Source organism: Streptomyces sp. NPDC036815, from assembly GCF_055609205.1.
Genome location: NZ_JBVJPW010000003.1, coordinates 316,602 through 328,981 on the forward strand (window position 1 = coordinate 316,602; position 12,380 = coordinate 328,981).

Here is a 12,380-nt window from a genome sequence, read left to right on the forward strand (position 1 = left end):
CAGGGGGCGGGCGCCGGATGGGCGAGCTGCTGGGAGTCGCCGTGCTGGGGGCGGGCCGCATGGGCGCCGATCATGTGCGCCGGATCGGCGACACGGTCGGCGGGGCCCGCGTGGTCGCCGTCGCGGACCCCGACACGGCGCGGGCCGAGGCCGCGGTGGCGGGCCGCGACGGCGTGAGCGTGCACGGGGACGCGATGGCCGCGGTGAGTGCTCCGGGGGTGGCCGCGGTCCTGGTGGCCTCGCCGGAGAGCGCGCACGAGGAGGCCCTGCTCGCCGCCTGCGCACGCGGCCTCCCGGTGCTCTGCGAGAAGCCGCTGACCCCCGACCCGGTCTCGGCCCTGCGGGTCGTGGAGGCGGAGGCCCGGCTGGGGCGCAGGCTGATCCAGGTGGGCTTCATGCGCCGGTACGACACCGAGTACGCGGCCCTGAAACGCCTGCTCGACTCCGGGCGGCTGGGCCGTCCGCTGCTGCTGCACTGCCGCCACCGGAACGTGTCCTCTCCCCCGCACTTCACCTCGTCGATGCTGATCAGCAGCTCCGTCTCGCACGAGATCGACGCGGCGCGGTGGCTGCTCGGCCAGGAGATCGACGCCGTCACGGTGCTGCGGCCGACGCCGTCGGCGGGCGCCCCGCAGGGCCTGCTCGACCCCCAGCTGGTGCTCTTCGAGACGTCCGGGGGCGCCGTCGTCGACGTGGAGGTCTTCGTCAACAGCGGCTTCGGCTACGAGGTGCGGTGCGAGGCGGTCTGCGAGCGTGGCAGCGCCCGGCTCGGCGACGCGCGCTCGATGGTGGTCCGGTCGGGTGGCCGCGCGCACGAGGAGGTGGCGCAGGACTACTTGGTGCGGTTCGCCGACGGGTACGACCGCGAGGTGCGGGCGTGGGTGGCCGCCGCCCGGGACGGCCGGGTCACGGGACCGAGCGCTTGGGACGGGTACGCGGCCGCGGTCGTCGCCGAGGCCGGCGTCGAGGCGCTGCGCACCGGCGGGCGCGTCACCGTGGCGATGGCCGAGCGGCCCGCGCTGTACGGGACACGGGATCCGGCAGGGTGGAAGGACCTGGACGGGTCGGGGGGCCCGGACGGCGTGGGCGATATCCACGGGGCTTCCGGCGCGGCACCCTCGGCGTAGCTCAGCACGGTCGGTCAGACTCCGCCGAGCAGCCGCGAGAGGCCCGAGTCGAGATCCATGCTCTCCTCCTCGCCGCCCGCGGGGACCACGGCGTACGACCGCGACAGGAAGCGGCGCAGCGCGATCTTGTCGAACTGGACCAGGGCGACTCCCTGGTGCGAATGGAACTCCAGAACCGCCCGGGCCCGCCCGCACGGCCACACGTGCACGTCGCCGCTGCCCGCCGGGGCGCTCATGCCGTCCTCCAGGAGCTGGCGGGCGAAGATCCAGGTGACCTCCACGCCGTCGAGCGCCGCGTGCGAGGGGAAGGTCATCTGGATGGCCAGGGGGTCTGCCGCCGAGTAGCGCAGGACCACGGGCAGGCCGCGCTCACGACCCTCGGGGGTGATGAGACGGGCGCGGGCGGGCTGTTCGAGGGTGACGGCCATGGTCGTGCTCCACTTCTGGTGATGCTGTTCTCGGCGTTCCGCTTCCGGTGACTCCTGTGCCCTTAGGACCCCGGACAAAGGGGTGTCATTACGCCAACGCGCCGAGAGATCCATGTGACCTGCATCACACACCTTTTCTTCGTGCCGCCCAGCCGAGCGGGGGAAACGTCCGCCACGGCGTCCGGGTGCCCACCACAGACGAGTGCACGCGTGTTTCCGGGCAACATCACCCCCATTTGGCGGCACGGTTCCACCGGGGCGCGCGGCACGTCGGGAGCGGCGGCCCGATGCGCCGGTCCCACGATTCCGTTTGGGCCCGGGAGCGGGGCAGGCGAGGGAGGTGGCGGCGCGCCCGAACCCCTAGCGGACCGCGCCCCGGGGTGCGTGGGCGTCCCCCTCGGCGGACGTGATGGAGACGGAGATCTTCTTGCCCGGGGTCTCCGCGGCGTCCGCGTCCCCCGTTCCGTACGCGGCCAGCGTGAGCACCGCGGTGGCGGCGACGCCCGCCAGGACGGCGGAACGGGTGACGCCGTGAGGCCGACGAGTGATCTTCATGGAAATCCCCCCACGGGATGTCTGGACGCGGCCGTCACCCGCTGGGGCGGCCGACCGGATCTGCTGTTCGCTACGCCTCGTGAGACGGCATCCGCGACAGGGCTCGTTCATCGGGTTCTGTCCGCGTTCGGTAACAGGGCACCGGGCACCACGGCCGTGCGGCGCACCCGGTGCCGGTGCAGGATGACCTCATGCTGCTCGCCCGGCTCGCGCACGTGTCCAAGGAAGTGGCCGCCACCTCGGCGCGGTCCAAGAAGATCGCGCTGCTCGCCGAGTTGTTCCGGGCCGCGGAGCCGGACGACGTACCGATCGTCATCCCCTATCTGGCGGGCCGGCTGCCCCAGGGACGGCTCGGCATCGGCTGGAGCACGCTCAAGGACACGGAGCCGCCCGCCGACGGGCCGACGCTGACCGTGCGCGGTGTGGACGAGGCGCTCACCGCGATCGGAGCGGTGTCGGGCGCCGGGTCGCAGACCGAACGCAAGCGCCTCGTCGGGGAGTTGATGGGTGCGGCGACCGCCGACGAGCAGCGGTTCCTGATCGGGCTGCTCACCGGCGAGGTGCGCCAGGGGGCGCTGGACGCGGTGGCCGTCGAGGGGCTCGCGCTCGCCACGGAGACTCCGGCGGACGCCGTCCGGCGTTCGGTGATGCTCGCCGGTTCCGTGACCCCCGTGGCCCAGGCGCTGCTGGCACACGGCGCACAGGCGCTGGACGAGTTCCGTCTCACCGTGGGCCGCCCCGTCATGCCGATGCTCGCGCACAGCGCCGCCTCGGTCGTCGAGGGCATCGACAAGCTGGGGCCGTGCGCGGTCGAGGAGAAGCTCGACGGCATCCGGGTGCAGGTCCACCGGAGCGGGGACGACGTACGCGTCTACACCCGCACCCTGGACGACATCACCGACCGGCTCCCCGAGCTGACCGCCGCCGCGCTCGGCCTGGCGGGGTCCCACTTCATCCTGGACGGCGAGGTCATCGCGGTGGACGGCGACGGGCGGCCGCGGCCGTTCCAGGAGATCGCGGGCCGGGTCGGCTCGCGCGTCGACGTCTCCGCCGCGGCGGCCGGGCTGCCCCTGTCCCCCGTGTTCTTCGACGCCCTCTCCGTGGCGGGCCGCGACCTGCTCGACCTGCCGTTCACCGAGCGTCACGCGGAGCTGGCGGCCCTGGTGCCCGAGCCGATGCGGGTGCGGCGGGCGCTCGTGGCGGACCCGGGCGACGAGCGGTCGCGCGGCGAGGCCGAGGAGTTCTTCGAGGCGACGCTGGGACGTGGCCACGAAGGAGTCGTACTGAAGGCGCTCGACGCCCCCTACAAGGCGGGCCGCCGGGGTGCCTCCTGGCTGAAGGTCAAGCCCGTGCACACCCTGGACCTGGTCGTCCTGGCTGCCGAGTGGGGGCACGGCCGCCGCACCGGCAAGCTCTCCAATCTGCACCTGGGTGCCCGGCGCCCGGACGGCACGTTCGCCATGCTGGGCAAGACGTTCAAGGGCATGACGGACGCGATGCTCGCCTGGCAGACCGAGCGTCTGCAGGAACTGGCGGTCGACTCCAGCGGCTACGTGGTGACCGTGCGCCCCGAACTCGTCGTGGAGATCGCCTACGACGGCCTGCAGAAGTCCACCCGCTACCCGGCGGGCGTCACGCTCCGCTTCGCCCGGGTGGTGCGCTACCGCGAGGACAAGTCTCCCGAGGAGGCGGACACGGTCGAGGCGGTCCTGCGGGGCGGCGGTCCCGTCACCGCGTAACTCATGATCGTTTGTCGCGTTGGTCCGCAGGACACCAACCGACAGGGCCCGATGCCTGGTCACGGGCCGATGAAGAAGGCTTGAGGGCTCCTCGCCATGCTCGACATCACCAAGAAGTTCGCCGCCGGAATCGGCGCCGTCGCCGCCGCGCTCGGCTGCCTCGTCGCCACGGGGCCCTCGGCGGTCGCCGACGGCAAGTGGTGCAACAACGCGGTCTGCATCGAGACCTACGACTCCGGGACCTACCTGGGCCGGGTCGAGGTGTCGGTCATCAACACCAACCAGCCGAACCGCATCAGCGCACGCGTGTGGACCACCAACGGCTGGAGCGCCAACACCAAGGTCGAGGACGTCGCCAAGTTCAGGACCTACCGGGACCAGGCGTATCCACAGCGGCACTTCCCGGCGGGGACACGGCTCTGCGCGGAGGGCTTCCGCGGCGGATCGAGCGTGGGCCTCCCCTGCGTCACGCTCACCGACTGACGCCTCCTCCCCCTGCTCTCCTTCGCATTCCCCCCGGCCCCGCCCGGCCCGCGCCCCCGTCCCTATCGAGGCGGTCGTGCCTGGTGGGGCCGCGTGGCATGGGTGGGATTTTGCCAATCCTTGGCCCCGATAGGGTGACAACCGGGGGAGATCATCCATTACGCAAGGGGAGAAACTGTGCCCGCATCACGACTCAGCCGTACGCCGCTTCCCGGCATCGGCATTCGGTACGACCTCACGACCCGAGAACAGCAGCGCCTCTCGGTGGTCGCGCACCGGGACGGAGCGCGGACACTGAGCGCCTATCGCTCCGACGACCCGGACGAGTGCGCGCTGTCGCTGCGGCTGAGTTCGGGCGAGGCGGACTCGCTGATCGACGCGCTGATGCCGTCGCACCACAGCCCGAACCTGCTGCACACCACCGATCTCGGCCTGGTCGCCGAGCGCGTTCTGCTGTCGGCCACGTCGCACTGGAACGGGCGGCTCCTCGGCGAGACCCGGATGCGGACCGAGACCGGCGTCTCGATCGTGGCGGTGCTCCGGCGGGCCGACGCCATTCCGTCGCCGACTCCGGACTTCCGGCTGTCCGGCGGCGACACCCTCATCGTGATCGGGACACGCGAAGGCGTGGAGACGGCCGCGACGATACTCGGGCGGGAGTGAGCGCGTGCATTCCGCTGTCTTTCTGATCGAGTTCGGCGCGATCATCCTCGCCCTCGGGCTGCTCGGCCGCTTCGCGGGCCGCTTCCGCTTCTCGCCGATCCCGCTGTACCTGCTGGCCGGTCTCGCCTTCGGCGAGGGCGGGCTGCTGCCGCTCGGGGCGAGCGAGGAGTTCGTCGCCATCGGCGCCGAGATCGGCGTCATCCTGCTGCTTCTGATGCTCGGCCTCGAATACACGGCCAGCGACCTCGTCAGCAACCTCAAGACGCAGTACCCGGCCGGCCTGGTCGACTGCACGCTCAACGCCCTGCCCGGCGCCATCGCCGCGCTGCTGATGGGCTGGGGTCCGGTCGCCGCCGTCGTCCTCGCCGGAGTCACCTGGATCTCGTCGTCCGGAGTCATCGCCAAGGTCCTGGGCGATCTCGGCCGGCTCGGCAACCGCGAGACGCCGGTCATCCTCAGCGTCCTCGTCCTCGAAGACCTGGCCATGGCCGTCTATCTGCCCATCATCACGGCCCTGCTGGCCGGTGTCGGCCTTGCCGCGGGCAGCCTGACGCTCGCCATCGCGCTCGGCGCGGCCGGACTCGTCCTCTTCGTCGCGGTCCGGTACGGGCGGCTCATCTCGCGCTTCGTCTCCAGCGACGACCCCGAGAAGCTACTGCTCGTCGTGCTCGGCCTGACGATCCTCGTCGCGGGAATCGCGCAGCAGCTCCAGGTGTCCGCCGCCGTGGGCGCGTTCCTGGTCGGCATCGCGCTCTCCGGCGAGGTCGCCGAGGGCGCGCACTCCCTCCTTGCGCCCCTGCGGGACCTCTTCGCGGCCGTCTTCTTCGTCTTCTTCGGGCTGCACACCGACCCGTCGAGCATTCCGCCGGTGCTGCTGCCCGCGCTCGCGCTGGCCGTCGTCACCGCGCTGACGAAGATCGCGACCGGTTACTGGGCGGCCCGGCGCGCGGGCATCTCGGTCAAGGGCCGCTGGCGGGCGGGCGGCGCTCTGGTGGCGCGCGGCGAGTTCTCCATCGTCATCGCGGGGCTGGCCGTCACCGCGGGCATCGAGCCCTCGCTCGGCCCGCTGGCGACGGCGTACGTCCTGATCCTGGTGATCGTCGGCCCGCTGACCGCCCGGTACGCGCAGCCCATCGCGGGCTACGCGAGCGGCGCCCTCGCGCGCCGCCGCGGGCTCGACGCCACCGCCGCCGAGGCCGGTGCTCCGGTGCCCGCGCCCCTGGAAGCGGTCGAGACCCTGGACGGGCAGGACGTGGGCGACCGCTCGTAGGCCCCGATCCGCCGGACCGGCCTGCGAGGTGCTTCGTCAGGTTCCGGTCCGGCGGGTCCTGGGATCAGGTCAGAAACCAACGCAGGCGCCCCCGGGATACGGACACCCACGCCGTCGGTCCTATATTCATACAAACAATTCACGCGCGGCCCTGCTGCGACGAACACGGGGTGGGACCGCAGTGATCGAAGCCGACGGCACTGAACCCGCCCGGGCCGAGTCCCGGGCTGCCCGCAAGGCGCGCGAGAAGGCCCGGCGGCGCAAGCACCTGGCCGTGATCGCGGCTGTACTCGGCCTGGGCGGGGTGGCCACCACCGGCGTTCTCGCCCTCGGGAACTCCTCCGGGGACCGGAGCGGCGCCGGGCACACCGCGTCCGACTCCGCCGGCAGTGCGGCACAGAAGGCGCGTGCGGCCAAGCGTGCGAAGAAGGGGGAGGAGAAGTGGGACGGCAAGGTACGGGTGTTGGGTGACGGCTCCACCTCGTACGCCGGGCCGCAGCCCAAGCAGCTCAAGCCCAGGAAGCTGAAGTCCGGTGAGAAGCCTCCGCAGTTCGTGGTCTTCTCCTGGGACGGCGCGCTGGAGGGCGACGACCACCGCTTCTCCCACTTCCGGCAAGTGGCGCGGGAGAGCGACGCCCACATGACGTTCTTCCTCACCGGGATCTACCTCCTGCCGGAGAGCAAGAAGTCGCTCTACCGCCCGCCGCAGCACGATCCGGGGTCGGCCGCCATCTCGTATCCGACCGTTCCGCACATCCAGACCACGCTGGAGCAGCTGCGCGGCGCCTGGAAGGACGGCAACGAGATCGGTTCGCACTTCAACGGGCACTTCTGCGGCCCCAAGGGCGGCGGGGACTGGAGTCCCGAGGAGTGGAAGAGCGAGATCGAGCAGGCGTACTCGTTCATGAAGAAGTGGAAGACCAACACCGGCTTCACCCAGGAGGCGCCCCTGCCCTTCGACCCGGACCGGGAAGTGGTCGGCGGCCGCGCGCCCTGCCTGGAGGGCCAGAAGGACCTCCTGACCGCGATCAAGCCGTTCGGCTGGCGCTACGACGCGAGTTCCTCGGGCGACTTCCAGATATGGCCGTCCAAGGCCAACGGCATATGGAACTTTCCGCTGCAACTCCTGCCCATGGAGGGCAAAGAGGTGCAGGTCCTCTCCATGGACTTCAACTTCCTGTACCACCAGTCCGGCGACAGCACCCAGGGCGACCCGGCGAAGTTCCCGGCGTGGGAGCAACAGGTGTCGAAGTCGTACATGAACGGCTTCAACCGTGTCTACAACGGCAGCCGGGCACCGATGTTCATCGGCAACCACTTCGAGGACTGGAACGGCGGCATCTACATGGACGCCGTCGAGGACGTGATGCGCGAGGTGTGCCCGCGCAAGGACGTCCGCTGTGTGTCGTTCCGGGAGCTGGCCGACTGGCTCGACGTCCAGGATCCGAAGGTCCTGGACCGCCTGCGCCTGCTCGACCCGGCGCAGGCGCCGGAGTGGAAGTCGCTCGTCAAGTAGCGCGGCGGGCCCGCCCGGTCCGGACGGAAGACCCTAGGTGAGCGCCCCGATGTAGTGGGACCACAGGTCCACCGCCCGCTGACTGGCGAGAGTTTCCGGGCCGTCGCCGCCCAGGCCCTTCAGGGGCAGCGGCACCAGGTCCTTCAGGGACATGCGGTAGACGACCACGGCCGTGGTCTCGTCCTTGGTGCCTCCCACGAACCAGCCCGCCGTGTTCGCGGTGGTCGTCCCGGTCTTGCCCACGGCACCGGGGCGCGCCCCGCCCGCCGCCTTCGCCGACCCGTCGGTCATGGTGGCCCGCAGGGCGTCCGTGACCGCCCGGGCGGTCTTCTCCGACATCGCCCGGGCGGGCTTCGGCACGACGACCGGCACCGCGTCCCCGGCCCGGCTGACCGAGCGCACCGAGTAGGGCTCGGTGTGCATGCCGTGGGCGGCGAACGTCTGGTACGCGCCGGCCATCCGGATGGCGCTGGGCGTCGAGTTCTCCCCGAGCGCGAACGTCGGGACCCGCTCCCCCAGGCTCGATTTGAGCAGCCCCGCCCGCAGGGCGTACTTCTCCACCCGGTCCAGGCCGACGTCGAGACCGAGTTGGAGCAGGGGCGTGTTGACGGAGTTGGCGACGGCCTGGCGCAAGGTCACCTCGCCCCAGTCGCGGCCGCCTTCGTTGCGGCCCTTGACCACCTTGCCGCTGCGGTCCCAGTACGGCCCCTCCGGCGTCCGCACCGCGATCCGGTCGTCGCCGTCGTAGACGCTGGCCGGGGAGACAGGCGTGCGGCTCCCCTCACGGGTGCGCTGCACACCGTCCTCGAGCGCGGCAGCGTAGACGAAGGGGGTGAATGCCGAACCGGCCGGAATGGTCGTCGCGTTCGACTGGTTGAAGCCCTGCTTGAGGAAGTCGCGGCCGCCGTACACGGCGAGCAGCCGGCCGTCCGGGGCCACGCTCGCCGCGCCGATCCTGGCGTGCTCGTCGGTGTCGGGCCGCCGCTCGGCGTCGAAGCCCTTCTCGGCCTTCTGGACGGCGGCGGTCAGGGCCTTGGTGCGCTTGCGGTCGAAGGTCGTGCGGATCTGGTAGCCGCCGAGGTCGTAGTCGGCGGCGCTGATGTGCCCGGCCTTGATCGCGTGCCGCTTCGCCAGCTCCACCAGGTAACCGGTATGTGCGCCGGGGGTATCGCCGGAGCCCGACTTCGTGGGTTCGGGGAACTTCTTGTACGTGGCGCGCTCGGCCTGCGTGAGGTGGCCGGTGGCGACCATGCGGTCCAGGATCCAGTTCCACCGTTCGACGGCCCGCTCGTGGTTCTCCTTGCCGAGGGCCGGGTCGTACAGTCCGGCACCCTTGAGGAGAGAGGCCAGGAAGGCGCCTTCGCTGGCGTTGAGCCGCGAGACGTCCTTGCCGTAGTACGCGTGCGAGGCGCGCTGGATGCCGTAGGTCCCCCGCCCGAACCAGCTCGTGTTCAGGTAGTCCTGGAAGATCTTGTCCTTGCTCGTGCGGTTGTCCAGCTTCACGGCGAGCAGGGCTTCGGTGAACTTCCGGGACAGGGTGCGGTCCTGGCTGAGGTAGACGTTCTTCACGTACTGCTGGGTGATGGTCGACCCGCCCTGGGTCTCCCCTCCGGTGACCGCCGCGGTCGCGGCACGCAGGACACCGGAGGGCGAGACGCCGGAATCCGAGTAGAAGCTCGCGTTCTCGGCCGCGAGGACGGCGCCCCGGACCTTCGGCGGCACCTTGTCCAGCGGTATCTCCTGCCGGATGACCCAGCCGGTGCGGGCCATGACGGTCCCGTCGGACCAGTAGTACACGTTGTCCTGTTGCGTGGCGAACGAGTTGAGGTCGTCCGGTATGTCCGTGGTGGCATACGCGATGGCGACGAATCCGGTCAGGCCTACGACCGCGTACAGGAAGGCCCCCAGCCACTGGCGCCACGAAGGCATCCACCGCCGCCATCCGCTGCGGCCCGGCCGGGGATACGCCGGACGCAGCCGCCGCAGTTGCCTGCGCGCCCACGCCAGGGCGTCGGACATGCCGCCCTCCGGCCGCTCCCTGGACTTCCTTCGCCGCCCCGTCGCCGCGCGGCGGCCCCCCTGTGCCACCCGCCGCTCCCCGCTTCCCTGACCTGCGGCCATCCCGCGCCCACCCACCCCGTATGCCTCCTCTGCTGCGCTCTGCCGCTCACATTAGAGGCACGTGAGGCGCGGCCGCCGGGGCCCTGGCGCCTTGGTCCGGAGACCTTCGGGCGCCGCGGAGGGGGCAACGGCACAGAGAGGGCATGGAGTTGTGTCAAGATTCCGTGCCCCGATCGGGGTGATCCGGTGACGAAAGAGGAAACGCAGTGATACCCGTAGCGATACCCAATAGATACAGACCCGCCGTCGTGGCAGGTGTGACCGCGGCCGTGGCGTCCGCCTCCCTGCTCGCACCCCCCGCGCACGCGGACGCGGCCGGCAGCGGGCCCCGCAAGGCCGACCGCAAGGAGGTCGCCGCCTTCGCCCGCATCGCCGATGACATCCTCTCCCGGCGCACCCAGGCCCTGGTGGAGGGTCACGCGGGGCGCGGCGGCTCGGGTGCCGGCGCTTCCACGACGCACATGTCCGACCGGCTGAAGAAGGACGAGGACGCCGCGCTGCGGACGTTGCGCGCCCGCAAGGCGCGGCTGGCGAAGCTCGGCGAGGCCTACACCGCGGCGGACACCCGCGTCGTCGTGGACCGCGCCACCCTCACCGGCACCACGGCGACCGTCCAGGTCACCTCGTCGTCCACGCTGACGTACAAGAAGGTGCGCGGGGGCGAGCCGAAGACCACCGCGTTCTCGACGCGGCAGGAGCTGAAGCTCGCGGGCACCGGGGACGGCGGCTGGAAGCTGACCGCGATCACCTCGCGGGACGACGGCCCCGTCGCGGTCAACCAGCCTTCTGTGGCCCGAACGAAGACCGTCGATGACGACGGCAACCAGTACCCGGACGGCACACCCGCCTCCACCAAGTCCCCCACCACGCCGATGCCCTCGGGCAAGACGGCCGGTGCCTACGACTACTCCGCCATGGCGGCGTACGCGGAGAAGTACTGGCGCAGCTACAACCCGGCCTACCGGAAGTTCAACGGAGCCGGCGGCGACTGCACCAACTTCGTCAGCCAGGCGCTGAAGGCGGGCGGCTGGAAGCCGGTCCCGGGTTCCGCCTACGACTACCGGAACTGGTGGTACGAGAGCGCGAGCCAGAGCACCTCCTGGGTCGGCGTGAACGAATGGGCGTGGTTCACGCTGTCCAACCGGCGGGCCCCGAACCTGGCGAGCGTCTACCAGCTGGACATCGGTGACGTCCTGCAGGTGGACTTCGACAGGAACGGGTCCAAGGACCACACCATGGTGGTGACGTACCGCGACAGGCGGGGCATGCCGTACCTGACCTACCACTCCACCGACACCTACCGGCGGTCGCTCGCGAGCGTCATCGCGTCCTACCCCGACGGGCGTTACTTCGCGTACCGCACCTGACGGAACCGGTAACCCGCCGTACCGGCCCCGCGCGCGACCTGCGCCCTCGCGGGGCCGGTACGGCCGCCACTAGCCCGTGCACCTGGGGCGGAAGTCCGCGTCGGCCGGACCCTCGCGGTCCAGCGCGTGCAGGACCCACTGGGCGACGACCGGGTCCTTCGTCGACTGGTCGTGCAGGAACGGGTCCAGGGGGCAGTGGTCCTGGACGACGACGTTGGTGACGTACTCCTTCGGGCCGTTCAACAGGGCGCTCGTGTACGGGATGACGACCTCGTCGTGGCGTGTGGTGAGGACCGTGTAGTCGGGGCCCGCCGGAGTCTCGGTCCCGGCGTTGAGCTTCGTCAGCAGCTCCGATCCCGCCACCTGGTCGGCACAGGCCGGGCAGACGGTGTCGCCGAGCGGTCCGGCCAGCGGGCTGGACGTGCCGTGGTTGGACGGCACGATGCCGATCAGGTCGTCGACCTTGTCCGCGCCGCCGAGGAACTTCACGTAGTAGCGGGGCATCATGCCGCCCTGGCTGTGCCCGACGAGGTCCACCTTCGCCGCGCCGGTGGCGCCGCGGACGGCCTCGACGAAGTCCCGGAGTTCCGCGGCCGACTGGGGGACGGGGGCGGTCGCCAGCCTGCCGTAGTTGAACGCGAAGACACAGTATCCCGCTCTCTTCAGCTTCGGCGAGAGTCTGGACCAGTTCTCCGCCATCAGCTTGAACGTGCCGTTGACCAGGACGACCGGCTGCGGGTGCGCCGAATCCGGCTTGCACGACCAGTCGTTGGCGCCGCGGGGCGGAATGTCCAGGACGGCCGTGGGCGCGGAGGCGGGGGCGGTCGCGTGGGCGGGGGCGGCAAGGCCCACGACGCCGAGGGCGAGGGCGGCCGCGGCGGTCAGGAGGGATCGGGCGGTGTGACGCGGGTTCATGGGGGTCCCCCTCATTGGGCAACACTTCGGGATCGAGCGGTACTTCGGAGCTCGGCCAGTGGACGCGAACACGGTTCGGCAATGCCGACCGCTGTTAGTGATCGTTCGCGGTGCGCACACAGCACGTCAAGAGGTTGCTTACCCCGCGTTCGTCACACGGTGCGGGCCCAACACGGGACCTCAACCGGCATATCAG

Annotated in this window: 11 protein-coding genes; 7 read left to right on the forward strand and 4 right to left on the reverse strand. The window is 71.2% G+C overall.

Annotated elements, in window-relative coordinates; translation table 11 throughout:
* The first annotated feature begins 17 nt into the window (after nt 1–17).
* On the forward strand, nt 18–1,127 hold the full coding sequence (locus ACZ69I_RS10215; RefSeq protein WP_470831399.1) for a Gfo/Idh/MocA family protein: 1,110 nt from the start codon (nt 18–20) through the stop codon (nt 1,125–1,127).
* Between the two features lie 14 nt (nt 1,128–1,141).
* Here the strand turns inward: ACZ69I_RS10215 and ACZ69I_RS10220 are convergent, their stop codons facing one another.
* Both ACZ69I_RS10220 and ACZ69I_RS10225 read right to left on the reverse strand, forming a co-directional pair.
* Entirely contained in the window at nt 1,142–1,555 is a 414-nt protein-coding gene (locus tag ACZ69I_RS10220) for an SsgA family sporulation/cell division regulator (protein WP_467677741.1), read from the reverse strand.
* 360 nt (nt 1,556–1,915) lie between these two features.
* Nucleotides 1,916–2,110, reverse strand: a complete 195-nt coding sequence (locus ACZ69I_RS10225; RefSeq protein ID WP_470831400.1) for a hypothetical protein — start codon at nt 2,108–2,110, stop codon at nt 1,916–1,918.
* 191 nt (nt 2,111–2,301) lie between these two features.
* Here ACZ69I_RS10225 and ACZ69I_RS10230 point away from each other — a divergent pair, with 191 nt between their 5' ends.
* The 5 genes from ACZ69I_RS10230 (at nt 2,302) to ACZ69I_RS10250 (ending at nt 7,781) form a co-directional block, all read left to right on the forward strand.
* Nucleotides 2,302–3,849 (forward strand): ATP-dependent DNA ligase, encoded by a 1,548-nt coding sequence (locus tag ACZ69I_RS10230; protein ID WP_470831591.1) that lies wholly within the window; start codon nt 2,302–2,304, stop codon nt 3,847–3,849.
* A 96-nt stretch (nt 3,850–3,945) separates the two neighbouring features.
* Nucleotides 3,946–4,332: a hypothetical protein gene (locus ACZ69I_RS10235; RefSeq protein ID WP_470831401.1), complete on the forward strand. Its 387-nt coding sequence runs from the start codon at nt 3,946–3,948 to the stop codon at nt 4,330–4,332.
* Between the two features lie 177 nt (nt 4,333–4,509).
* Nucleotides 4,510–4,995: a cation:proton antiporter regulatory subunit gene (locus ACZ69I_RS10240; protein ID WP_467677733.1), complete on the forward strand. Its 486-nt coding sequence runs from the start codon at nt 4,510–4,512 to the stop codon at nt 4,993–4,995.
* A gap of 4 nt (nt 4,996–4,999) precedes the next feature.
* Nucleotides 5,000–6,265 carry a cation:proton antiporter gene (locus tag ACZ69I_RS10245; RefSeq protein WP_470831402.1) on the forward strand — a complete coding sequence of 422 codons (1,266 nt, stop codon included), beginning with the start codon at nt 5,000–5,002 and terminating at the stop codon, nt 6,263–6,265.
* A gap of 181 nt (nt 6,266–6,446) precedes the next feature.
* Nucleotides 6,447–7,781 carry a polysaccharide deacetylase family protein gene (locus ACZ69I_RS10250; RefSeq protein WP_470831403.1) on the forward strand — a complete coding sequence of 445 codons (1,335 nt, stop codon included), beginning with the start codon at nt 6,447–6,449 and terminating at the stop codon, nt 7,779–7,781.
* Between the two features lie 33 nt (nt 7,782–7,814).
* Here the strand turns inward: ACZ69I_RS10250 and ACZ69I_RS10255 are convergent, their stop codons facing one another.
* Complete coding sequence (locus ACZ69I_RS10255) at nt 7,815–9,800, reverse strand: transglycosylase domain-containing protein (RefSeq protein WP_470831404.1); 1,986 nt, start codon at nt 9,798–9,800, stop codon at nt 7,815–7,817.
* A 350-nt stretch (nt 9,801–10,150) separates the two neighbouring features.
* On the opposite strand from ACZ69I_RS10255, the gene ACZ69I_RS10260 reads away from it, so the two are divergent.
* Nucleotides 10,151–11,269 carry an amidase domain-containing protein gene (locus ACZ69I_RS10260; protein ID WP_470831405.1) on the forward strand — a complete coding sequence of 373 codons (1,119 nt, stop codon included), beginning with the start codon at nt 10,151–10,153 and terminating at the stop codon, nt 11,267–11,269.
* 69 nt (nt 11,270–11,338) lie between these two features.
* On the opposite strand, the gene ACZ69I_RS10265 is transcribed toward ACZ69I_RS10260, so the two are convergent.
* The gene (locus tag ACZ69I_RS10265) at nt 11,339–12,184 is read right to left on the reverse strand and encodes an alpha/beta fold hydrolase (protein WP_470831407.1); all 846 of its coding nucleotides are present in this window, start codon (nt 12,182–12,184) and stop codon (nt 11,339–11,341) included.
* Nucleotides 12,185–12,380 lie beyond the last annotated feature (196 nt).

What these genes read in the sequence shown, in the direction of transcription:
- ACZ69I_RS10255 (WP_470831404.1), bottom strand. Translation starts at nt 9,800, where the DNA reads ATGTCCGACGCCCTGGCGTGGGCGCGCAGGCAACTGCGGCGGCTGCGT.
- ACZ69I_RS10265 (WP_470831407.1), bottom strand. Translation starts at nt 12,184, where the DNA reads ATGAACCCGCGTCACACCGCCCGATCCCTCCTGACCGCCGCGGCCGCC.
- ACZ69I_RS10235 (WP_470831401.1), top strand. Translation starts at nt 3,946, where the DNA reads ATGCTCGACATCACCAAGAAGTTCGCCGCCGGAATCGGCGCCGTCGCC.
- ACZ69I_RS10220 (WP_467677741.1), bottom strand. Translation starts at nt 1,555, where the DNA reads ATGGCCGTCACCCTCGAACAGCCCGCCCGCGCCCGTCTCATCACCCCC.
- ACZ69I_RS10230 (WP_470831591.1), top strand. Translation starts at nt 2,302, where the DNA reads ATGCTGCTCGCCCGGCTCGCGCACGTGTCCAAGGAAGTGGCCGCCACC.
- ACZ69I_RS10215 (WP_470831399.1), top strand. Translation starts at nt 18, where the DNA reads ATGGGCGAGCTGCTGGGAGTCGCCGTGCTGGGGGCGGGCCGCATGGGC.
- ACZ69I_RS10225 (WP_470831400.1), bottom strand. Translation starts at nt 2,110, where the DNA reads ATGAAGATCACTCGTCGGCCTCACGGCGTCACCCGTTCCGCCGTCCTG.